This is a genomic window from Lentibacillus jeotgali (assembly GCF_000224785.1).
In the GTDB taxonomy this organism is placed as follows: Bacteria; Bacillota; Bacilli; order Bacillales; family Amphibacillaceae; genus Lentibacillus; species Lentibacillus jeotgali.
In genome coordinates, this window is the sequence record NZ_AGAV01000005.1 from 31576 (window position 1) to 53738 (window position 22163).

Below are 22163 nucleotides of genomic sequence, written 5' to 3' on the forward strand. Positions count from 1 at the left end.
TAGCTGTGAGGCTTTTTATCAAACGGAGCTTTTAAATCTATTGTTTTGGATTTTATAGAGGTGAGTAATGGTATGTTTAGTGGTGATGAACGAATTATATTAGCAGTCATTGTCTTTGTTTACTTTATTTTTCTGTTTGCTTTGGCTTTGTATATGAACCGGAAAACGAAAACGTATGAAGATTATAATGTTGCCGGCAGATCTGTGACGCTTTTTCCTATAATTTTAACATTTATTGGAACTGGCGTTGGCGGATCAACATTATTAGGTTATATGGAGAATGGTTACAGATTAGGAATGGGAGAGCAGTGGATTAATATTACGATGCTCTTTTCCGTCATTATTTTTGCATTATTTTTGCTCAAGCGGATCAGACGCCTGGGGGAAAATCATAACATGGTCACGGTGGGTGACTATACTTCCTTGCGTTATGGTAAACAGGCGCGTATTCCGACTGTCATTAGTATTTTATTTTCATACTGTGCCATGACCGGTATGCAGTTTGTTGCGATTGCCACGATACTGAATTTGACGATCGGGTTAAATGTGACTCTAGGAATTTTTATCGGGTGGGCATTGTTAACATTAAAAACTTATTTTGGTGGACTGAAGGCTGTTATTTGGCAAGATGTTATTCACGGGACAATTCAAACATTGGGCATCATCCTCATGTTTTTAATAGTGCTGATAGCCGCTGGAAACTGGGGTGACATTTCTGGATATGCCAGCTCTGTTAACCAGGAAAATATGATGAGCATTATGAATATTAAACCAAGTGAGATATTCATATATCTTTTGACGTTGGGCGTTTATCAATTTATTAGACAAGATCTTTGGCAGCGTGTTTGGGCAGCTAAAAATGTCAAGACAGCGAAAAATGGCTATTGGATTTCCATGATCATTGCTATTTTAACAGCTGCGTTTGTTGTTGCAATCGGTGTATTCAGCCGATACGGTTTAAGATTGGAAAATATTGATCCGGCACTCATTTATTATGGTGTTATTGAAGATGTCTTCCCATTCTCTATCGTTGTTGTGATGATTGTTGTGCTATTGGCAACCGTTATATCAAGTGCAGACTCCTTCTTTATAGCAGGTTCATCCTCTATAGTAAACGATATCATCAGACCGAACTTTAAACAGTTTGATAATCAAAAAATGCTGTTTTATAGTAAGATTTCCGTTTTGGCCGTATCTATTGTTGCGCTTGTGGCAGCCCTGACAATTCCGGAATTGGTTAATTTGATGGTTACTGGAACTGCGATGTCTGTCTCAGGTCTACTAGCACCAGTAATGTTTGGCTTATTTTGGAAAAAGGTGACGAATGTCGCTGGTGTTGCTTCAATGTGGGGCGGTTTGATCACAGCCGTCATTTGGCAGATTTCAGGTCATCCTTTTGGGATACATCCTATTTTTATCGGTTTACCATTATCGATAGCAATACTACTGTTTGTAACACTTTTAACAAAACAAAATAATCAAAACGAAGTGTTAAATATGAAAATGAAAGTAAAATAAGATAAATAGTCGACAACAGGAACGACCCCAAAAAGTGCGTTAATGATATTTGATCGGCATCCAGAATATAAGAAAATGGGAAATAGACACTGGGCAAGAGGGTATTATGTGGATACAATTTGCTTAAACGACCACCTGCTTTAGCAGATGGTCGTTTAAAGCTACACGTGTCATTTTTACCGGATTTTTTTGAACAACCACTATTAGACTTAAGTTCAATGTGAAATAATGCTTACTCACCATAAAGCAAGAGGCTTTTTCTTGGTAGGTTGGGTTAATGAGCTGCTTTCACATTATTGACCACATGAATAGAATTACTGGATTGTGGTATAGCAATCGTTTGCCCATTTCTACATCAAATCCCAGTAATGGTATGGTTACTTTAATCGTATCCATTTTGCATTTGTCCTCTATCTATAACTAGTTAAAGCGACAGTATTTGTTATAATTATTTTATTTTATCCTCTAAATTTGCTATAAATCTTGCGGGATTACCGCCGACAATGGTATTGGGTTCGACATCTTTGGTTACGACGGATCCAGCTGCAACAACTGAATTTTCGCCAACTGTAACACCCGGAAGAATGGTTGTATTAGAGCCGATCCAGGTTCTCTCCTTCAATACAATTGGTTTAAGATGCATGGTTCCTCTATTTAATGGATGATAATCATGATTGATCGTTGCCAAAACCACATTATGACCGATTAAACTTTGATCCCCGATGATGATTTGACCTTGATCTTGAAATCGGCATCCAGAATTAATGAATACGTTTTTCCCTATTTTAATGTTTTTCCCGAAATCTGTGGTAAATGGTAAAAACAACGAAAAATCTTCATCGAATTCCTGACCGACAATTTGCGAAACCTGCTGCCTGATTTGCTCATTTGTGTAAACGCCAGTATTCAATTGAGCACATAAGCGTCTCGCTTCCTCTGATACTGCAGTCATTGCTTCATTGACTTCTGAACCACCATGAATCACACCATCCGTTGCCATTTTGGATAAAAGTTTTTCTAATTCCATTTTATACGTTCCCTTCCAGGCAGTAGTTTTTCACTTAAATGAGTGCTCGCCACTCTCTGATGGGAATGTCGCCGAATCGACGATAATTCCCCTCTATTTATTCACTTAATCGCCAATTATGCTTCGAGCGGTGTGACTTTCACTGTCACATTTTCTTGATTACCAAGGTTGTGTTGTTGGCCCAATCGTAAACTCGTTTACATTGGTATCCCCTGGCTGATCGATCGCAAATGCGACAACATTGGCAACCGGTCTGGCCCGATTTGATATTGGTTGTACATCGCATTTGCCCCCTCTGCGGTTTCTTTATCCGTGATTGTTTCCAGTAATTCCGTTTTGATGGCAGCTGGATAACTGGTTATCTTCAACCTTTGTAACCTTTTTAAAACTTTTCAATAACATTATAAGATGATAGTATGAAAAATAACAAATACCTATATTAAATAATTAGTTATGCCTGTTTGTTATATCTGTTATTAGGAGGCTACCATGGAAATCCGGGTTTTACGTTATTTTATGACGGTAGCAAATCAAGAAAGTATCTCGGCAGCGGCAAGCTATTTACATCTATCGCAACCTACGTTATCAAGACAATTAAATGATCTTGAAAAGGAACTGGGAACGACTTTATTTATAAGAGGAAGCCGAAAAATCTCGTTGACAGATGAAGGCGTATTCCTATTAGAAAAGGCAAAAGAAATTGTTGAATTAGTTGATAAAACCGAAGCAAATTTTAATCAGCCTGCAGACATTATTAGTGGGGAAATATATATTGGCGGCGGAGAAACGGAAGGTATGCAAATTATTGCCAAAACATTAAACGAAGTTCTCACTGATCATCCCAGTATTAAATTTCATGTATATAGCGGTAACGCAGATGATGTTACTGCTAAGATAGACAGCGGATTATTAGACTTTGGGGTTGTTATCGAACCATTGGATAAACAAAAATATGACTACATAAAATTACCGGCTACAGACATATGGGGTGTACTCATGCTAAGAACAAGCCCGCTGGCAGATAAGCCTTTCATTCAGCCGGAAGATTTAATCGATAAACCGCTTATTACGTCACGCCAAACTGCAGTCAGTAATGAATTAGCGGGATGGTTTGGTCAAGAGATGGAAAACCTGACGATTACAGGCAGTTATAACTTACTTTATAATGCGTCATTAATGGTGAAAGAAGACATTGGATATGCCCTATGTATTGATAGAATTATTAATACATCAGGAGATAGTGACCTTTGCTTTCGCCGCCTGAGCCCTAAACTCGAAGCTGGATTAAATATTATATGGAAAAAACATCAAGTATTTTCAAGTGCAGCAAACAAGTTTTTAAGTCAACTTCGAAATAATTTATAATGACGTTTTTTAGATTAAAAACCACCCTTCCCCAAGGTCGGAATGGTGTTGACTTATGGTATTTAGCCTGAGGACTCATTGACTTAGTGTTCATGTCAACAAGTGAAATGTCCAAACGTTATGTTTCGTTTATGTCGATAAAGGTGACAATGGAGAGCTGTTACATAATTATTGTTTTATTGAACCATGATAACATGAAGCTTATTCTTTAAAGATTTACATATAAGCAGTGTTTTGTAATGATAACAGAAGGAGTGTGTGTATGCCGAATTTAAACAATCATGTCATTCTTGTTACTGGGGCTAATCGAGGACAGGGAAAAGCAATTGCTCAGCACCTTGCCACCTTGGGAGCTATAGTAGGGGTTGGTGCTCGTAACTATGATGAGGCTGAAGAAGTGGCTAAGATGGTTGGTGAAGAGCATGCCTTCCCGGTTCAGTTAGATGTCACAAAAGAGTTAGAATGGAAATCAGCAGTTGATAAGATTATAAATAAATTTGATAAGCTTGACGTGTTAGTGAATAATGCTGGAGCTTTTAAACGCAAACCATTTAGAGAGACAACGCTTGAAGATTATCAAGCGTTGATTAATGTCAATCAACTTGGCGTTTTTATGGGGATGCAAGCAGTTGTTCCGCAAATGGAGAAGCAACAAAAAGGCTCCATTATAAACAATGTATCGATTTCTGCATTTGCTCCAATTAGCAAATCCTCTGCTTATGCCGCGACAAAATCATCTGTGGTTGCAATGTCCAAAGCTGCAGCTATAGAATTAGGGCCAACAGGAATTCGAGTGAATATGGTCCATCCAGGTGGAATCAACACTGAAATGGTCACTCAAAGTAAGGGTGTTCCCGCTTATTACGATTCAGTGCCATTGGGACGTATTGGACAACCAATTGAAATTGCTAGGGTTGTAGCATTTCTTGCCTCTGATGAAAGCCCTTACTGCACGGGAACAGAAATTGTTGTTGATGGTGGAATGACACTTGGCACTGCGGATGAGTAAATAAAATTCCTAGTAGTCAGATTAGAAGTGCATTATTGGAGGTCAAAAAGGATGAGATTATGGCATGAATCATTGATTCCAGCATTGCCACGTTACCAATTACTCGGGCAGCACCGGGAGTGTTGTGCGCTTAGGGGGAATGGTTGGGGAAAGAATCATGCTACTGTTCAGTATGTGTTTCGATATAGCCCGGAGCGGCTTTTTTTATACCATGAGAAGGTTATGGTTGAAATGAGGTCAAGGGGTTATCGAGTTAACCCTTTGTGGGAGGATCCATTTTATCGAGGTAAACAATGTTCTCGGCATAATCATCAAAGTTTTTACGGAAACACCACTTTTGTAAAAGAGTCAGGGGAGACAATTTACCCCGAACATGATGAAGCTTATTTGCAAGAGTGCATTGAAAATTTACGCGATAAAGGATTTCCATTGTCCGTGGAAGATATACGCTGCGAACAAAATGATTTGTAAAATAATTGTATAATATCAGGCAGTCATTTTAATAATAAGATGGAAAGCTCTTCGCTGATAATGTTATTGGCAATTTTTAAAGATGCAAAGAACGACTAAAGTTTGGAGGTGTCATCATGAGAACCATTCAACGTATTGCCTTGGTCTTAGTCATCATCGGTGCACTTAATTGGGGTTTAATTGGATTGTTTCAATGGGATTTAGTAGCAACACTTTTTGGTGGACAGGAAGCTGCTTTGTCTAGAGTTGTATATACACTTGTCGGAGTCGGGGCTTTGTTTTGCCTGCCATTATTATTTGACCCGGTAGATGAAGGCGAGCATGGTAATGAAGGCGTTAGGGAATCCGGAAATATGAATTACGCGACGGAATTTAGTGAAGAGAACGAGCCGTTTCGTGATAAGTAATGACATGTCAATATCACATTTAAATGAACATGGGACTGTTGCTAACGACAGCAACAGTCTCATTTTTTTTATGTTGAAGTGGCTGTTTAAGATGCTAATTGATACGAAATTAGGTAAAATGTTTGGTAATGAAAGGTTTATAAAGGAGTAAGCTTTATGAAAAAATCACGAACGGAAAAAGAGGATTTAGAATGGACGAGAGATCGGATTTTGAAAGTAGCACAGCAGCTATTCATGGAAAAAGGTTTTCGGGCGGTGACGACCAGAGAGATTGCTGCAAAATGCAAAATCACCCAACCTGCTCTTTATTACCATTTTCCAGACAAGCAATCACTGTATATTGCAATGCTTGAGTCATTCGTGATGAACATACAGTCAAAAATAGAAGCGATATCTGCAGAGACGATATCTGAGCGCCTGGAAGCCATGCTGGAAGTGTTATCGAGGGAACACCCTGCAAGCATTATGACGATGGTTCATGATATTTTCGTTGAATTCAAAGAAGAAAATCGTCGTCACATTTATTTATTATGGAAGGAAACGTATCTAGATCCGTTTATTAAGATTTTTGAAGAGATGAAAGAGGATGGTTTATTAAGGGACACGATTTCACCGGAAGAAGCAGCCCGCTTTTGCTTGTTGACAATGGGACAAACGATGTCTACATTGAAATATCAATCTGAATCGTTAGCGGGTCAGTACACATTACTTGTGGACCTGATTTTGCATGGGACGAAAAAGTCTTGATTTCGAGAGGATGGATTTGTTTGCTTGTAACCACTTCTTTTGCATGTAATTTATCAATTGATAAATTAGATGGAAATGTGATATAAATAAGTTATTCTAGCCAATGATTTATATATATATTTATTATAAAAGATTTATGCAATTAACTTATCAAGTGATAAGTTAATTTAAAATATAAGGTGTTACTCATGAGGAGGAATGCAATGTTTTTAGCATGGAAGGAAATCAAATATAATAAACTGCGCTATACACTGATAACAGGAGTGCTTGTTCTTGTCTCATATCTTGTGTTTTTCTTGTCTGGATTAGCTAATGGATTGGAACAATTAAATCGGGAAGCAGTTGATAAGTGGAATGCGGATGGTATCATCCTGACAGAAGAATCTGACATAAACCTACCCCGTTCCAATATGAAGGTAGACGATTTTAATGGTAATGGGGTAGAAGCTTATGCGGCATTAGGCCAATTAAATGCAATTGCCAGTGTCGGAGAACGCCAGTCCAATGTATCAATCTTTGGAATCAAAGCAGATGAATTTATTATGCCTGACGTGATTGAGGGCGAACCATTTTCAGAAGAAGGAGAAGTCATTGCGGATGATACCTTGAAGGAAGAAGGATTTGAAATTGGGGATGAACTTGAGATATCGTCTTCGGATGTGACTTTAACGATTGTAGGTTTCACAGACAATGCCCAGTTCAATGCTGCTCCTGTTTTATATACGAACCTGGGTACATTACAGCAAGTCCGCTTCGGTGAGGAAGCAGAAAATAATGAAGGTATGGTTAACGGTTTTGTTGTTCGCGGAGGTAATTTAGCAGATGTCTCTGTTGATAACGGATTACAGGTAGTTGAGACATCAACATTTATCGAAAATCTCCCCGGCTATACAGCCCAGAATCTGACACTAACCTTTATGATTTATTTCTTGTTTATTATTTCAGCTGTTATCCTGGCCATTTTCCTTTATGTGTTAACCATTCAAAAAGTAAGTATGTTCGGAGTTATGAAGGCACAGGGAATCTCCAGCAAGTACTTGGCAAATTCTGTTGTTGCCCAAACTTTTCAATTGGCTGTTGCCGGTGTTGCAATAGGCTTTCTGTTGACAATTCTGACCGGATTCTTTCTGCCAACTGCCGTTCCAGTTGCATTTGATTATTTGGTAATGCTGTTGTATGGGCTAGTGTTGATTGCGGTGTCTGTATTAGGCGCATTAATTTCAGTCAGGACGATAGTAAAAATAGATCCGTTAAAAGCGATAGGAGGCTAAATCATGCCAGCACTTGAAATGCAAGACGTCCATAAAGTGTTTGGAGCAGGGCATACAATGGTGGCAGCTCTAAAAAAGACCAATTTCACTGCAGAAAGTGGTGAATTGATTGTTGTGGTTGGGCCATCAGGATCCGGTAAGAGTACATTCTTGACGATTGCCGGAGGCCTTCAATCGCCCAGTCGTGGGGAAGTAACGATAAACGGGAATAATATAACACAGATGAAGGAAAAGAAACGATCCAACATTCGTTTGCATGAGATTGGATTTATTCTTCAGGCATCCAATCTGGTTCCATTTCTGACAGTGGATGAGCAAATGGAACTACTGGATAAAGTAAAAACAAATAATCTCTCCAAAGACGAATTGCAGGATTTATATCAGTCATTGGGTATTGGGCAATTGAGAGATAAGTATCCATCTGAGCTTTCCGGCGGTGAGCAGCAACGTGTTGCAATTGCGAAAGGATTATACAGCGATCCCAGTTTCCTCTTGGCAGATGAACCGACTGCATCACTGGATACTGATCGGGCATTTGAAGTCATGAAGATGCTTAAAGATTTAACCAAAAAGAGAAACAAGACAACAATTGTGGTGACACATGACACACGGTTGCTTGACTATTGTGATAAGGTGTATGCCATCACTGACGGTGAAATTCGCTTGCAACAGCAAGGTGCAGGGAATCTCTAATAATGAATTACATTTATAGTCATAGAATTAATTAAACCGCTCGCCCTTACCTTATAGGGTCTCGAGCGGTTTTGTTTGTGGCGATGGTTTTATAATGTTCTCCTTATTAATGAATCAGGTGTAAAACAATATATAACAATGGAATCGTAAGGACACCTAGCAAACTGGAAATCATCACACCTAAAGAGGCAAAATGTGTGTCAGCTCCAAATTTTTGCGCATAAAGTGACATTGTTGGAGCGGAAGGCATGCCTGCTGTAAGAACGGCTATCATGAGTAAAGAGAATGGTACTGAAAAAGCTGCAAAAGGAATCAGCAGCAGTGGAATGATAAGAAGCTTGAGCATTATTGCTTTCCATACATAAACGTTTTTCAACAGAAAGGCAAAGTCTTTGTAGCTTATATTTGCGATTAAACTGCCGATCAAAATCATTGAAAGCGGAACAGTCATCTTTCCGACACTTTCAAATGTATCTGTAAATAAACCCGGCCAGCTGATTGGAAGGAACAAAACCACCATTCCTGTCAATGTTGAAAGCACGCCAGGGTTTAAAAATATTTTTGTCCACTCTATCTGAGATTTGTCTTTTGTGAATAAGTAAATACCATATGTCCATATGAGAATGAAATAAATCAAGTTAAACATGGTTAAATAAACAATACCCTGCTCTCCAAAAACAGCAAAAATGACTGCGAAGCCAATATACCCCTGATTGCCAAAGATAATAAGTCCTTCATAAACACTTCTCTGCCTATCTAAAAGTTTTGAGCGCCTCCGCATCCATCCAGCAAGAAAAATGGACAGCAATAGGATATAAGCAGACATTCCCAAGAGCAAAAGGAATTCTTTAACCAAGGAAAATGAAAAGGGAATATCTAATGAAAATATAATGAGGGCAGGAAGTGTGATATATAAAATGAGCTGTGTCAGTACATAATCAGTGTTTTGATTTAAAATGCCTTTTTTCCGTACCATAAATCCAATTAGCGCAATCATATAAAGATGAACCATCTCCTGCAGAAACGCCCATGCTGAATCCATAGTGATCACTCCTGCTGTACTATATGAGCATATACCTTAATTGGTTTATACGAAGGAACGTTTCTTCTGACTTCATTGTTAAATAAATTAATCATAATTTTTTTGTATTGCTTTATTTTACAGGTTAATAATACGGATAAATACTTAATCATCACGATGCTTACTTTTGTAAATAACTTACTATTGAATAGAAGGAGTGCATCAATTGAGCCAGCAGGAAAGAAAAACGACTATTGAAAAAATTATAGATGACAACGCTGTTGGTACGATGGCGACTGTTAAACAGAATAAACCACATTCAAGATATATGACCTTTATCCGAAAAGGTTTAAAGCTTTATACAGCAACAAGCATAGAAACGCATAAATCAGAAGAAATAAAAGCAAACCCATACACTCATATTTTATTAGGCTATGAAGGGAAAGGGTTTGGTGATGAATATGTGGAGTATGAAGGGAAAGTCGCTATAAACAGTAGTGTTGAACTAAAACATGAATTGTGGAACTCATACATGGAGTACTGGTTTAATGGACCGGATGATTCAAACTATATTGTGCTGGAGATTACACCAGTTACGATAAGAATCATGAACAAAAAGGGTGCTGAGCCGAAAACGGTAGAGTTTTAGCAAGGGAGGCCAAATATTTGGATTAGTATTCAAACAGATGTTTTTAGTATAGATTTCGAGGTATTTTATGCCGTCATTTGGTTAAACTTAATCATGATATCTTATTCGAGGAGTGAAGATACATGCTAAAACTGGAGACAGAAATTGAAGGAAGAAAAGCCTATTTTGGTGATGTGTACAGAAAGTTCCGGTCTAATGGATACACTCTTTGTGGGAACTGGGAATATGACCGTGGGAAATTCGATATGGTTCTGTGTCGGGAAGGCGGTGAGACAATCTATGTCAGAGTTCCGTTTGACGTCATTGAAGGGGAACTTGACAGTGCTAATGCCTATTTGGAATTCCGGACGCCATATGTCATCAAGCATGTCGTAAACACGGGATTGGATTGGGATGAAAACTCATTGCTCACCACAACAGGCTTCAATCAGTTCCAAAAGCCTGTTGACAAGGATGGGAACATAACTGATAAAAGCCGTTGGGAAGAAGCTGGTGAAAAGGAAATAGATAGAGTGATCAATACGATTGACGTTCTGAAAAAAACATCGTAATGTTGTGTATCAGGAACGGCTAGCTGAGAGGTCGGGACAAAAGTATCTTTTTCAAACAAGAACCCGAACAACTAGAATAAATGGTTAGTGCAAATAATCCGCTTCGGAAATATACTCCGCTTAATCGTGATATTGTTCGTCTTTAAGTTGATAAATTTAGTTATGACCTCCTCAATATTTATCACAGTAATAATTGGTTGTAAAAGCCTGATTTCTCGCTTATAACATTGAGAAATTAGGCTTTGTTATATTTTGAGTTCTTTAAGGTTTTTGCAAAATATTGGCGAGACCTTGTAGATACCCCAGTTTTATTCCTCATTTTCCACTGGGATGGGCGAAAAAAGACATAATGATCATGTGTTGATTCGTCTTTAGAAATATCGTCATTGTTAATCGTGACCTACTCTTGCGATGGCACATAGTAAAGTATTTAATTGTTCTCCCATTGTTTCAGCCGAATCTGACATGCCATTTTCTATCCAATAATTGATGCTGCCCAAATGGGCATAAACCATAGAATGAATCAAAAAGGCCTTATCAACCTTTAACCAATCATCATGAATCCTTAGCTTTTTAATCTCCTGACAGAAGTGGTTTTTAAATATGTCGATAAACCGGTTGTAAAAATAAGTATCACCTTGATATTTAAACATGGCTTCATAAAAGCAAGCATGTTCTTGGAAATGTTTAAAAAATTCAACATAAGGTTGTCTTTCTCTCATTTTCTGTTTGTTGAGTGTTTCTTTTTCTTGATTCGATATTTCAATCGTTGCAATAAGCTCATTTAATAATTCATCGACATATTTTTCAAAAAGATCGAATTTGTCTTGGTAATGTAAATAGAAAGTTCCGCGGTTAATATCTGCCTTGTCAGCAATATCATAAACACTAATACCCCTAAATCCTTTCTCGTGCATAAGGTCAATAAATGCCTCTTTTATCAATTGTCTGGATTTTCTTATACGGCGATCCTCTTTTTTGGCCATGTAAAAACTCCTTTTTATGTATCAACATTTTCTTAGTTTTGTTCAATAATCAACAAAAGTAAGAAAACTGATTATTGAACCATTTAATAGCCGTTACTATAATTATAATATACAAAGTGTTGATTAATAAACAACTAGTTCATAATTATTAGTTCTTAAGTCATACGATGGCAAATGCCATAGGAAGGGAGGTCTATAAACAGGAGGCTTAGGCATTGATTATGAAAATCTAATTTTTGAGGAGATGGTCTTATGACAAAGCCGGTTTTCATTATTTCAACGGGAAGAAGTGGCTCAACAGCCATTTCAAATTGTATTAACTTACATCCAAATATACTTAGTCTTTCGGAATTCTTCTTGTCCATTCACATTAACGATTCTGGTTCTAGTGTGGAAAAAAATCATTGGCCGGGATTATCCCTGGAAATATGGGATGGAAAACAATTTTGGGACTTTCTTTCCAAAAAGGAACCCATACATTTAGGCCCTTATATCAATAAAGGGATGCAAGTTAAAGAAATGTTGTATCAAGTTTCTGATACATCACAATTTAATATGGAAACAGGGATACCAGGGATGCTTCTAATGACACTTCCCCATCTAACGGAATATCCAGACCAATTGTTTGAAGAACTGGAATCTGTGGTGACTCAATTTCCGGAAGACCGGCTTGATCGTCAATATCGTCGGTTATTCAATTGGTTACTTAACCGATTCGAGCGGGATGTTTGTGTTGAGCGATCTGGGTTATCGGTCAACTTCACGGATCGTTTAGTTCAAATGTTTCCGGATGCAAAATTCATATTTTTATATCGAGATGTACGAGAAACCGCAATGGCATTCAACCGCTTTCAGCCTGTTAAGTTAGATAAGGCATTAAAAAAGGCTAGGGAAATCACTGGAGAGGATCCAGCGAATCCGAATAGCGATATATCCCGTTTGGGCGAGTTCAAATGGTTACACCCGGATTACTTTGAAGTGGAGAAATTGAAACAATTTGAAATGCCGTATGATGTTTTGGGTGAAAACTTATCTTCCTCCTTGGTTTCAGCTGCCGAGAATCTTGCGAAACTACCTTCAGAGCAAGTGCTTTATCTTTGTTATGAGACGCTCATGGAAACACCGCAAGATCAATTAAGGCGTGTCATTCAATTTATACAGCCGGCATCATCTAATCCAGAGGAAAATGAAAGGTGGGTCGAACGAAGTGCTTCTATGATTCGACCGAAACCAGATACTTGGACCGAATTACCACCGGAAAAGCGAAAGCAGCTTGAAAAGGCGAGTGAGCCGGCATTGAAATTACTGGAGTATGTCTGATTACTTTGAACTGAATCTAGTGAATCTATTACAAGCTTACTATTAATGGAGGTTTAAATGATGACATCACTAATGCATAAAGGACAAACAACCATAACACCGCACGGCGGTGAATTGATTCAACGCGAATTAACAGGAGCGGAACGCGAATCCTACTTAAACAAATTAGAAAATATCCCAGCTCTAACGATTTCAAAATGGAGCATTTCCGACGTCGAATTGATCGCGATTGGCGGCTTTAGCCCGTTAACCGGATTTATGGGTGAAAAGGACTATGATAATGTCGTCGAAAATCTTCATTTGGCGAGTGGCGAGGTTTGGAGTATCCCTATCACTTTACCAGTCACTTCCGACATGGCGAATGGTTTGCAAATCGGACAAGAAGTAGCCCTTCAAGGTGAAGATGGTGTCACTTACGGTATATTACAACTAGAAGAAAAATATCAGCCTAATAAAGAAAAAGAAGCGAAAAACGTTTATGGAACGACGGAAGAGAAACATCCGGGTGTCAAACGTTTGTATGACAACGGTGACGTGTATTTGGCTGGGCCAATTTATATGATCAATCGGCCGAACCATAAGCCATTTGAAAGTTTTTATTATAAACCGACGGAAACTCGGGCCTTATTTGCTGATTTAGGCTGGAACACGGTTGTCGGTTTCCAAACGCGGAATCCAGTACACCGAGCCCATGAGTATATTCAAAAACTCGCCTTGGAGAGTGTTGACGGCTTACTACTCAATCCATTAGTCGGTGAAACGAAAAGCGATGACATTCCGGCTGATGTCCGAATGGAGAGTTACCAAGTCCTGCTAGAAAACTATTATCCTAAGGATCGCGTGCGCTTGGCCATTTACCCGGCCGCGATGCGCTATGGCGGCCCTCGAGAAGCCATTCTTCACGCGCTTGTACGGAAAAACTATGGTTGCACCCACTTTGTCGTTGGCCGTGATCATGCGGGTGTTGGCGATTACTATGGTACGTATGAAGCGCAAGAGTTAATTAGTCAGTACGAAGAAGAAATGGGGATGCACATCTTTAAGTTTGAGCAGAGCTTCTATTGCCAGAAATGTGACCAAATGGCCTCCATGAAGACGTGTCCGCATGACAATGAAGATCGTTTTATTTTAAGTGGCACTAAAGTGCGCGGCTTATTGCGTAATGGTGAATTTCCGCCACCACAGTTCACACGTCCGGAAGTCGCTGAAGTCTTGGTTAGGGGTATGAAAGAAAACTGAGTAGGTTAATGCATGTTGCAAATAAGGCGTGATAGATTGTGACGTGGGAAATTGGGTTTGTATTAGTCGTTGTTGTATTAATGCTAGTCGGGCTAATGCTTGAAGTTGCCCGGCCTGATATGATTCTTGTTAGTGTTTTGATAGTGTTCTTACTAACGGGGATTTTGTCGCCAGAGGAAGCCCTTCAAGGCTTCTCTAATGAAGGTATGTTGACGATTGCCCTGCTGTTTATTGTCGCCGGAGCAATTCGAAAAAGCGGTTTTTTTGATAAGTTGATGACACGTGTGCTCAATCCAGATCGGAAGCCGAAGTGGAATTTATTCACTATGATGTTTCCTCTTTCTGGATTATCGGCATTTGTGAATAATACACCCATTGTGGCCACTTTTACCCCGATTATCCGAAAGTGGTGTGAGGATCATCACCTGTCCCCTTCAAAGTTCTTGATTCCACTGTCTTATTGTACAATTCTAGGCGGTATGATCACTTTAATGGGGACCTCAACCAATTTAGTTATACATGGTTGGCTGACGGATAGCGATTATCAAGGTTTTTCGTTTTTCCAATTGGCGACTGTTGGAATCCCCGCAGCGATTGTTGGTTTGATCTATATTGCGACTATGGGTTACAAACTGTTACCCAATTACAAATCGTTATCAAGGACCTTTGATGATGCTGCTCGGGAATACTTAGCAGAAATGGCTGTTGAGCCTCATTTCGCCTTTATTAATCAATCTATCGAGCGTGCCGGTTTGCGCAATTTACAGGGGCTGTTTTTGATTGAAATCATCCGGGGGGATGAACGCATCAGTCCAGTTAAATCAACAACAAAAATCCAAGCCGGTGACCGTCTGATTTTCACAGGCATCGTTTCAACGCTTGCTGAATTACAAAAGATTCAAGGACTGCGCTTGGAGTCAGATTCCGATTTGTCTTTAGATGCATTAGAGAGTAAACATTCAGAGCTCGTTGAAGCGGTTGTGTCACATCAGTCGTCACTGCTTTACAGTAAGTTAAAGGATACGCAGTTTCGTAGCAAATATGATGCCGCTGTGATTGCCGTTCATCGTAACAATGAGCGCATCAAAAGTAAAATTGGTGATATTACGTTGAAACCAGGTGACACCCTGCTGCTATTGGCGGGCGCTGATTTTAGGAAGCGGCACAGTCAAAACAATGGTTTTTATATCGTTACGCCTTTGGACACAACACTGGTTTCCGAACAAGAGGCTAAAAGCGAGAAGAAAAAAGGTTGGATCGCTGTTAGCACGCTGTTAGTGATGATTCTTTTAGTCGTTTTTCAAGTGCTATCTATGTTTAAAGCGATGAGTCTCGCAGTGATTATTTTGCTCGTTACCAAGGTGATTACACCTGAAGAGGCGAAAAAGAACGTACAATTTAATATTTTGCTACTTATAGCGAGTGCCCTCGGAATTGGGGCAGCGCTCGATGAAACGGGTGCAGCGAGGTGGGTCGCATCAGGACTTGTCCAAATTGGTCAACCCCTTGGGACCTTTGCGCTTTTAGTGTTCATCTATCTGATAACGAATGTTTTTACAGAAACCATCACTAATAACGCGGCAGCTGCGATGATGATCCCGATTGCGGTGTCCACCGCCGAGCAAGTGGGTAAAGATCCTACAGCATTTGCTATCGTCGTGGCCATTGCAGCTTCAGCAGCCTTCATTACACCTATAGGGTATCAAACCAATTTAATTGTCTATGGACCAGGTGGATATAAATTCAAGGATTATATCAAAGTAGGAGCCCCCTTAAGTGTCATCGTAATGATGATTGCCGTTACGATTGTCTACTATGGGTGGTTTTAGGAGGAATAGAATGAGTGAATCTAAAAATATTGTATGGCATGATTCAATAGTAACTAAGCAAGATCGACAAGAGATTAAAAAACACAAGAGTGCTGTTTTATGGTTTACTGGACTATCGGGATCAGGGAAATCGACGATATCTGTTTCCTTAGAAAAAGAACTCCATGAATTAGGTGTACACACGTATCGCTTAGATGGCGATAATGTCCGTCACGGTTTAAACAAGAATTTGGGTTTCAGCCCTGAGGATCGCACAGAGAATATCCGTCGTATTGGGGAAGTAGCGAATCTTATGGTTGATGCTGGATTGGTAACCCTCACAGCATTTATCTCACCTTACCGTGAGGACCGGGATCGTGTAAGAGCGTTGCTTGAGGATAACGAATTCATTGAAGTCTATGTGAAATGCAGTATAGAAGCTTGTGAAGAGCGTGACCCTAAAGGATTGTACCAAAAAGCACGTGCTGGTGGCATCCAAGGCTTTACTGGGATTGATGCACCGTATGAAGAACCAGTTAAGCCGGAAGTAACGGTAGAAACGGATAAGCAATCCTTAGAGGAGTCGGTCCAAGTCATCATCAAGTATTTGAGGGAGAAAGGGTATGTGTCGTAATGAAAGCAGTTGATTTAACCAAATTATTAGAAACCTCATTAAAAGCCGGTCGTGAGATTTTAGACATCTATGTGCAAGACTTTGAAGTGGAAACGAAGGATGATCATTCCCCCTTAACTATCGCAGATGAACTTGCGCATCAGGCTATTATGGAGAATCTTAAATCAGAGTATCGGCAAATCCCAGTTTTAAGTGAAGAAGGTGCAGATGTATCGTTTGAAGAACGCAAAGATTGGGATACATTCTGGTTAGTAGATCCTCTAGATGGTACCAAGGAATTTATTAAAGGCAATGGTGAATTCACTGTAAATATTGCACTGGTTGAAGGTCAATACCCTGTCATAGGCGCCATCTATGCTCCCGTGTCAGATACATTTTATTATGGAAAAAAGGATTTGGGGGCCTACAAATTAGAACAAGCATCAGAGAAATCTATAAGCAGTGAACATGATTTAGTCAATAAAAGTATACGCCTTCCAGAAGCGAACGGTTCCGGGACGGTGAAAGTCGTTGCTAGCCGATCGCATATGTCTGACGATACACAAGCCTTTATTGATCGTTTGAAAGCTGACCATAACCATGTTGACGTTGTCTCGGCTGGAAGCTCGTTGAAGTTTTGTCTCGTAGCAGAGGGACAAGCGGTTTACTATCCACGTTTTGCACCGACAATGGAATGGGATACCGGAGCAGGTCAAGCCATTGTTGAGGCAGCAGGTGGTAAAGTATTAAGGCATGAAGACAGGGAACGTTTCTACTACAATCGTGAGAATTTGAGGAACGGTTGGTTTGTAGTGGAGGGCAGACAAGATTAATAAAGGATGTGTAACTGCATAGGCAAGTTGCAACAGTATTATGTTGCTCCACCGATAAAGTGAGCGATATTAGTTGAGATAAGAATTTAGAGAGGTGTCCATTGAGTTACTGTACTTTTTGGAGACCTCTTTTTTAATTCAACCTTTTCATAATAATCATATAACCCTACAAGCTTCCCCCAATATAAGCACATCTATTCGACTGTAATCGACACTTTTCAACAAAAATCGCTTCATACCCGTTGACAAAATAGTCCCCCAAGTATACAATTATTCCAACATTAATGTAACTTCAAAATTTTATAACTTATGCTTATCTAGAGTGACTAAGGGACAGGCCCGATGACGTCCGGCAACCTCCTTATTAGAAGGAAAGGTGCCAATTCCTGCAGAATAACAGGTTTTTTATTCTGGGAGATAAGACGAATAGATATTTAGTCTCTTGCCCATTGAAAGAGGCTATTTTTTTATCCATAGAGTCTGCTAAACAATAAGGGGGATAACATCACACACAGAAAAAATCAAAACAAAGACTTCGAAAAATTTCAGAAATACCAGTAATACTCGGGTGCAAAGGATGAATGAATATGTATAATGATAAGAAAAATAAAAAATTGTTGGATCGCATTCCGCATCCACTGGCATTATTATTTTATATTGTTGTTGCCGCAGCTATTTTGACGTATATTATTCCAGCCGGATCTTATGAAAGGGAAACCATTGACGGCACAAATCGAACCATTCCTGGGTCATTTGAATATGTAGAGAACAATCCAGTTGGTATTATGGACTTATTCACTGCGATTCCTGAAGGGTTCCGGGAAATGGCTGATATCGTTTTTATCACATTTGCTGCAGCAATGATGTTTGGACTGCTGGAAAAAACAGGGATGCTTGAGAATACGGTTGGCACATTGATTCGTAAAATTGGTATGAAAAGACGTTTCCTTATTGTTGTGATTATGACATTTGTTTATGGATTTTTTGGGATCTTTGTTGGGCTCGAAAATAATATTGCTCTTATTCCAATTGCTGTGTTATTAAGTGTTTCCATAGGCGGGGATGCAATGCTCGGCGCAGGTATTGGAATAGGCGGAGTACTTGTAGGATTTGGTCTTTCGCCGTTCAATCCTTATACGGTAGGTGTAGGGCATAAGATAGCGGAAATGCCACTTTTTTCGGGATGGTTCTTCAGAAGTATCTTAGTAATTCTCGTTTTGTCTGTATTGGCTTATTATAATGTCAGGTATTTTAAAAAGATTTTAAGGGATCAGAAGAATAGCCTGGCCCATGGCATTAATACCCAGGACATGCAACTTAGTAAACCACTTGACTCGTATCAAATGAGAAAAAAGGATATTGTGATGTTACTTGTGGTTATTCTAGGGTTTAGTACTATGTTAGCCGGCATTTTTACACAGGGTTGGTATATTAATGAAGTTGCTGCGATATTTCTCATGATTGGAATTGTCTGCGGGATTATTGCAGGAATGAATTCCAGTCAAATCGCTAATGCCTTTTCAAAAGCACTTGAACCCAGTGCACTGGCAGCCATTCTGATTGGTGTAGCAATGGCGGTGCAAGTGGTAATGAACCAGGGAAATATCAGTGATACGATTGCTCATGGTCTTGTCTCGGTACTGGAGCATTTGCCAACCACGCTGGCTGCTGTATTCATGACGATGTCACAGTCGATTATTAATATTCTCATTCCAAGTGGCAGTGGCCAGGCATTAGTTACGTTACCAATTATGATCCCGGTTAGTGATATGCTAGACATTACACGGCAAACGACAATCCTGGCGTTTCAAATTGGGGATGGTATTACAAATCTATTTTCACCTACATTAGGTGGGCTAATGGCAATGCTTGGATTATGTAAGGTACCTTATGGAAAATGGCTTCGGTATATATTTCCGTTTGTCATTATAGCACTCGCTATATCTTGGGCTGCTTTAGTCATTAGTGTCTTGATTAATTGGGGGATTTAACACTTCAATTGAACTTTTATAAGCTCAATTCATACTTTGTGGAAGATCCGAGATACATTAAACTTTTATATAAAATTAAATGAAGGTATAAACTTGTCAAATTTAAAGCGTGGATCCTGTCCTTCGACTTCTTCTCTTGACTTTTGTTTTAGGAACACGTTATAGTATGGACTGTAATTAAATACTTGTATTTTCCTTATCCAGAGAGGCGGAGGGACTGGCCCATTGAAACCTCAGCAACAGACATCTGTACTGTGCTAATTCCAGAGGCGTATGCTGAAGATAAGAAGAGTGAAACTTACGGCATCAAGCCCTCTTCTTATTGATTTTAAGAAGAGGGCTTTTTTCATGCCAGGTAAACAAACAAGGGAGGTAAATTATTATCAAACAACAATCACTTCAAGGCAATAGACCGCCATTTCGTGCTGATCAAGTCGGGAGCTTATTAAGACCTGACAAAATAAAACAGGCTCGTCTGCAAAAAGTGAATGGCGATATCAACGCGGAACAATTACGTGACATCGAAAATCAGGAAATCAAACGCATCGTCGAAAAACAAAAGGAGTTGGGACTCAATGCTGTAACAGATGGCGAACTACGGCGATCTTGGTGGCATTTTGACTTTCTTGAAAACCTGGACGGTGTTGAAAGGTTTGAAGCTAATTCAGGCTTACAGTTTCAAAATCAGGAAACGAAAGCCCGCGGCATCAAGGTGACAGGCAAACTTGATTTTAGTGATCACCCGATGATTGAAGACTTTAAGTTTCTGAAAAGCATCGCAGGGGAACACTGTGCCAAAATGACGATCCCGAGTCCAAGTATGCTTCGGCTTCGAGGGGATATCCAGCAGGGTATTTATAACGATCCGGAGGAATTCATGCATGATTTGGCTAATGCCTATAAAAAGGCAATTCGAGCTTTCTATGATGCCGGTTGTCACTATTTGCAGCTGGATGATACGGCATGGGCTTTTTTGTCCTCTGAAGAAGAAAGAGAAAGGATGCGATCTCAGGGGACGGATCCGGATGAACTGATTGCTTTGTACGCAGACACTATCAACAAAGCCGTAGAAGACCGCCCAGATAACTTAACCATTACCATGCATATTTGCCGTGGTAATTTTCGTTCCACATGGATGTACTCCGGTGGTTATGAACCCGTCGCAGAGACTTTGTTTGACGGGATTAACGTTGACGGTTTCTTTTTAGAATACGACAGTGACCGGGCTGGCGATTTTAATCCGCTTCGATTCGTCAAACGGAAAGATCTGCAGATTGTGCTCGGTCTGGTGACCTCTAAACATTCGGATTTGGAAAATCCGGAAGAAGTGAAGCAGCGTATTAATGAAGCGGCACATTTTGTAGACTTGAACCAATTATGTCTGAGTCCACAATGCGGGTTTGCATCGACAGAAGAAGGTAACATACTGACGGAAGAACAACAGTGGGCAAAGTTACGACACGTAGTTGAAATTGCACAGGATGTTTGGAAATAATTAGTCAAGTGCCAAACCTGATTTAAACGCGAACATCCGAAATGCATGTACTGTTGCAAGATACATAATGTGGGGTATCCTCTGAAAAAAAGACAGCATAAATGTTGTTACAATGATCAGACTTAAGAAAAGATCGTACTGCGAAGAAAAGTGATACGGAAAAGATCAGATACAGGTGATATTCTGTTTAAACAGCGGGGTATAAAGCGGACAGTGCGGGCTATTAGGGTGCAAGGGCGCCTTCTCAATAGCCCCAGGATTCCCCAAGAATTATTTACACATATACATACAAGTGTTTATCCCAGTTTGACAAATTACCCGCCGGGGTATATACTAAGTGTAGTCCTTTTAAAGAAAAGAAATGATGATAGCAAACTTTCATAACCTTATTTGTACAGACTTTTCTATCGCAAAATTGACCCTGTGTTTGGAACACTGTAAATGAGTTTAAATTCGATATCATATTGAAGCAATGACTTTGTTTGTCAATGTCTAGCGATATATTTGTGAATGCCGTCCAATGATATTTAGATTGCGTATATTGTTTCCTCAGATGTGGATATTATGAAAGGAGTGACAATCGAATGCAATACGAAGGAGACGTTAAAAACCGTGTTAAACGTATAGAAGGACAAGTCAGAGGGCTAGCGAAAATGATGGAAGAAGAGAAAAATTGCCGTGATGTTGTGACTCAGATGACGGCTGTCCGAAATGCACTGGATCGCACGGTTGCGGTAATAGTAAGTCAGAATCTTGAGCAGTGTATCCGTGAAGAGAAACAAAATGGTGAAAACTCTGAGGATCTAGTTAAAGAGGCAGTTAATTTACTTGTCAAAAGCAGATAAAATAGCTGACAATTTGATTGCAACTTCTTCTAAACTAAAAAATAGGTTAAGTCACATAAATCGTACTAACCTTTTTTTATTGCTTGTTTATATACCCATACAGGTATATGTATATTAGAAACTTTTGAAAAAGAAAGGGGGTCAAAAAACAACCATTGTTTTATTAGAGCAGCAATTAGATAAAGATAGCAGCTTATATCATTCCGCACGTTATAACCGCTATGACTTGAAGTCACCATTTTCCATTCAAACCTATTTTTTTAATTTATATATACCCCTACTGGTAAGTGTAGAAGGTCATAGT

General features: G+C 39.4%; 21 protein-coding genes, 2 pseudogenes and 2 riboswitches. Of the genes and pseudogenes, 19 read left to right on the top strand and 4 right to left on the bottom strand.

Annotation, left to right across the window (positions count from 1 at the left end; genetic code table 11):
• The first annotated feature begins 72 nt into the window (after window positions 1-72).
• Entirely contained in the window at window positions 73-1518 is a 1446-nt protein-coding gene (locus ON01_RS02910; RefSeq protein WP_010529501.1) for a sodium:solute symporter family protein, read from the top strand.
• Between the two features lie 30 nt (window positions 1519-1548).
• Window positions 1549-1650 (top strand): annotated as a pseudogene (locus tag ON01_RS19150) (IS200/IS605 family transposase); the annotation flags it as partial.
• A gap of 316 nt (window positions 1651-1966) precedes the next feature.
• Here the strand turns inward: ON01_RS19150 and ON01_RS02915 are convergent.
• Together ON01_RS02915 and ON01_RS19435 are read right to left on the bottom strand one after the other, a co-directional pair.
• Complete coding sequence (locus ON01_RS02915) at window positions 1967-2545, bottom strand: DapH/DapD/GlmU-related protein (RefSeq protein ID WP_010529502.1); 579 nt, start codon at window positions 2543-2545, stop codon at window positions 1967-1969.
• Window positions 2546-2704: 159 nt separating this feature from the next.
• Window positions 2705-2904, bottom strand: a pseudogene (locus ON01_RS19435) (oxidoreductase); the annotation flags it as partial.
• 130 nt (window positions 2905-3034) lie between these two features.
• On the opposite strand from ON01_RS19435, the gene ON01_RS02920 reads away from it, so the two are divergent.
• The 7 genes from ON01_RS02920 (at window position 3035) to ON01_RS02950 (ending at window position 8508) form a co-directional block, all read left to right on the top strand.
• The gene (locus ON01_RS02920) at window positions 3035-3910 is read left to right on the top strand and encodes a LysR family transcriptional regulator (protein ID WP_010529504.1); all 876 of its coding nucleotides are present in this window, start codon (window positions 3035-3037) and stop codon (window positions 3908-3910) included.
• 262 nt (window positions 3911-4172) lie between these two features.
• Complete coding sequence (locus tag ON01_RS02925) at window positions 4173-4919, top strand: SDR family NAD(P)-dependent oxidoreductase (protein WP_010529505.1); 747 nt, start codon at window positions 4173-4175, stop codon at window positions 4917-4919.
• Window positions 4920-4970: 51 nt separating this feature from the next.
• A complete protein-coding gene (locus ON01_RS02930; RefSeq protein ID WP_010529506.1) occupies window positions 4971-5390 on the top strand; it encodes a TIGR02328 family protein in 420 nt (139 codons plus the stop codon).
• 116 nt (window positions 5391-5506) lie between these two features.
• Window positions 5507-5797: a DUF378 domain-containing protein gene (locus tag ON01_RS02935; RefSeq protein WP_010529507.1), complete on the top strand. Its 291-nt coding sequence runs from the start codon at window positions 5507-5509 to the stop codon at window positions 5795-5797.
• 156 nt (window positions 5798-5953) lie between these two features.
• Window positions 5954-6544 (top strand): TetR/AcrR family transcriptional regulator, encoded by a 591-nt coding sequence (locus tag ON01_RS02940; RefSeq protein ID WP_010529508.1) that lies wholly within the window; start codon window positions 5954-5956, stop codon window positions 6542-6544.
• Between the two features lie 203 nt (window positions 6545-6747).
• Window positions 6748-7815 (top strand): ABC transporter permease, encoded by a 1068-nt coding sequence (locus ON01_RS02945; RefSeq protein ID WP_010529509.1) that lies wholly within the window; start codon window positions 6748-6750, stop codon window positions 7813-7815.
• A gap of 3 nt (window positions 7816-7818) precedes the next feature.
• Window positions 7819-8508, top strand: a complete 690-nt coding sequence (locus tag ON01_RS02950; protein WP_010529510.1) for an ABC transporter ATP-binding protein — start codon at window positions 7819-7821, stop codon at window positions 8506-8508.
• Window positions 8509-8614: 106 nt separating this feature from the next.
• On the opposite strand, the gene ON01_RS02955 is transcribed toward ON01_RS02950, so the two are convergent.
• The gene (locus tag ON01_RS02955) at window positions 8615-9550 is read right to left on the bottom strand and encodes an AEC family transporter (RefSeq protein WP_010529511.1); all 936 of its coding nucleotides are present in this window, start codon (window positions 9548-9550) and stop codon (window positions 8615-8617) included.
• Between the two features lie 205 nt (window positions 9551-9755).
• Here ON01_RS02955 and ON01_RS02960 point away from each other — a divergent pair, with 205 nt between their 5' ends.
• Both ON01_RS02960 and ON01_RS02965 read left to right on the top strand, forming a co-directional pair.
• Window positions 9756-10178, top strand: a complete 423-nt coding sequence (locus ON01_RS02960) for a pyridoxamine 5'-phosphate oxidase family protein (protein ID WP_010529512.1) — start codon at window positions 9756-9758, stop codon at window positions 10176-10178.
• A gap of 122 nt (window positions 10179-10300) precedes the next feature.
• A complete protein-coding gene (locus ON01_RS02965) occupies window positions 10301-10729 on the top strand; it encodes a YugN family protein (protein ID WP_010529513.1) in 429 nt (142 codons plus the stop codon).
• Between the two features lie 389 nt (window positions 10730-11118).
• Here the strand turns inward: ON01_RS02965 and ON01_RS02970 are convergent, their stop codons facing one another.
• Window positions 11119-11715 (bottom strand): TetR/AcrR family transcriptional regulator, encoded by a 597-nt coding sequence (locus tag ON01_RS02970; protein ID WP_010529514.1) that lies wholly within the window; start codon window positions 11713-11715, stop codon window positions 11119-11121.
• A gap of 252 nt (window positions 11716-11967) precedes the next feature.
• On the opposite strand from ON01_RS02970, the gene ON01_RS02975 reads away from it, so the two are divergent.
• The 8 genes from ON01_RS02975 to ON01_RS03010 all read left to right on the top strand — a co-directional run bounded on the left by ON01_RS02975 (window position 11968) and on the right by ON01_RS03010 (window position 21859).
• A complete protein-coding gene (locus ON01_RS02975; protein ID WP_010529515.1) occupies window positions 11968-13035 on the top strand; it encodes a sulfotransferase in 1068 nt (355 codons plus the stop codon).
• Between the two features lie 60 nt (window positions 13036-13095).
• Complete coding sequence (gene sat, locus ON01_RS02980) at window positions 13096-14274, top strand: sulfate adenylyltransferase (RefSeq protein WP_010529516.1); 1179 nt, start codon at window positions 13096-13098, stop codon at window positions 14272-14274.
• A 38-nt stretch (window positions 14275-14312) separates the two neighbouring features.
• Window positions 14313-16103: an SLC13 family permease gene (locus ON01_RS02985; RefSeq protein ID WP_010529517.1), complete on the top strand. Its 1791-nt coding sequence runs from the start codon at window positions 14313-14315 to the stop codon at window positions 16101-16103.
• Window positions 16104-16113: 10 nt separating this feature from the next.
• Window positions 16114-16716 carry an adenylyl-sulfate kinase gene (gene cysC, locus ON01_RS02990; RefSeq protein WP_010529518.1) on the top strand — a complete coding sequence of 201 codons (603 nt, stop codon included), beginning with the start codon at window positions 16114-16116 and terminating at the stop codon, window positions 16714-16716.
• Window positions 16716-17528: a 3'(2'),5'-bisphosphate nucleotidase CysQ gene (gene cysQ / locus ON01_RS02995; protein ID WP_010529519.1), complete on the top strand. Its 813-nt coding sequence runs from the start codon at window positions 16716-16718 to the stop codon at window positions 17526-17528. The genes cysC and cysQ overlap by 1 nt, the downstream gene beginning before the upstream one ends.
• Window positions 17529-17838: 310 nt before the next feature.
• Window positions 17839-17952: riboswitch (SAM riboswitch) on the top strand.
• Window positions 17953-18115: 163 nt separating this feature from the next.
• Window positions 18116-19519 carry a YfcC family protein gene (locus ON01_RS03000; RefSeq protein WP_010529520.1) on the top strand — a complete coding sequence of 468 codons (1404 nt, stop codon included), beginning with the start codon at window positions 18116-18118 and terminating at the stop codon, window positions 19517-19519.
• 193 nt (window positions 19520-19712) lie between these two features.
• Window positions 19713-19808: riboswitch (SAM riboswitch) on the top strand.
• Window positions 19809-19895: 87 nt separating this feature from the next.
• The gene (locus ON01_RS03005) at window positions 19896-21014 is read left to right on the top strand and encodes a 5-methyltetrahydropteroyltriglutamate--homocysteine S-methyltransferase (RefSeq protein WP_425357497.1); all 1119 of its coding nucleotides are present in this window, start codon (window positions 19896-19898) and stop codon (window positions 21012-21014) included.
• A 584-nt stretch (window positions 21015-21598) separates the two neighbouring features.
• The gene (locus tag ON01_RS03010) at window positions 21599-21859 is read left to right on the top strand and encodes a metal-sensitive transcriptional regulator (protein ID WP_010529522.1); all 261 of its coding nucleotides are present in this window, start codon (window positions 21599-21601) and stop codon (window positions 21857-21859) included.
• Window positions 21860-22163 lie beyond the last annotated feature (304 nt).

Excerpts from the sequence above, each read along its gene's own strand:
- ON01_RS02975 (WP_010529515.1), top strand. The coding sequence starts at position 11,968 with ATGACAAAGCCGGTTTTCATTATTTCAACGGGAAGAAGTGGCTCAACA.
- ON01_RS02925 (WP_010529505.1), top strand. The coding sequence starts at position 4,173 with ATGCCGAATTTAAACAATCATGTCATTCTTGTTACTGGGGCTAATCGA.
- ON01_RS02945 (WP_010529509.1), top strand. The coding sequence starts at position 6,748 with ATGTTTTTAGCATGGAAGGAAATCAAATATAATAAACTGCGCTATACA.
- ON01_RS02940 (WP_010529508.1), top strand. The coding sequence starts at position 5,954 with ATGAAAAAATCACGAACGGAAAAAGAGGATTTAGAATGGACGAGAGAT.
- ON01_RS02930 (WP_010529506.1), top strand. The coding sequence starts at position 4,971 with ATGAGATTATGGCATGAATCATTGATTCCAGCATTGCCACGTTACCAA.
- ON01_RS02915 (WP_010529502.1), bottom strand. The coding sequence starts at position 2,545 with ATGGAATTAGAAAAACTTTTATCCAAAATGGCAACGGATGGTGTGATT.
- ON01_RS02970 (WP_010529514.1), bottom strand. The coding sequence starts at position 11,715 with ATGGCCAAAAAAGAGGATCGCCGTATAAGAAAATCCAGACAATTGATA.
- sat (WP_010529516.1), top strand. The coding sequence starts at position 13,096 with ATGACATCACTAATGCATAAAGGACAAACAACCATAACACCGCACGGC.
- cysC (WP_010529518.1), top strand. The coding sequence starts at position 16,114 with ATGAGTGAATCTAAAAATATTGTATGGCATGATTCAATAGTAACTAAG.
- ON01_RS02950 (WP_010529510.1), top strand. The coding sequence starts at position 7,819 with ATGCCAGCACTTGAAATGCAAGACGTCCATAAAGTGTTTGGAGCAGGG.
- ON01_RS02965 (WP_010529513.1), top strand. The coding sequence starts at position 10,301 with ATGCTAAAACTGGAGACAGAAATTGAAGGAAGAAAAGCCTATTTTGGT.
- ON01_RS03000 (WP_010529520.1), top strand. The coding sequence starts at position 18,116 with ATGTATAATGATAAGAAAAATAAAAAATTGTTGGATCGCATTCCGCAT.
- cysQ (WP_010529519.1), top strand. The coding sequence starts at position 16,716 with ATGAAAGCAGTTGATTTAACCAAATTATTAGAAACCTCATTAAAAGCC.
- ON01_RS02955 (WP_010529511.1), bottom strand. The coding sequence starts at position 9,550 with ATGGATTCAGCATGGGCGTTTCTGCAGGAGATGGTTCATCTTTATATG.
- ON01_RS02920 (WP_010529504.1), top strand. The coding sequence starts at position 3,035 with ATGGAAATCCGGGTTTTACGTTATTTTATGACGGTAGCAAATCAAGAA.
- ON01_RS02935 (WP_010529507.1), top strand. The coding sequence starts at position 5,507 with ATGAGAACCATTCAACGTATTGCCTTGGTCTTAGTCATCATCGGTGCA.
- ON01_RS02910 (WP_010529501.1), top strand. The coding sequence starts at position 73 with ATGTTTAGTGGTGATGAACGAATTATATTAGCAGTCATTGTCTTTGTT.
- ON01_RS03010 (WP_010529522.1), top strand. The coding sequence starts at position 21,599 with ATGCAATACGAAGGAGACGTTAAAAACCGTGTTAAACGTATAGAAGGA.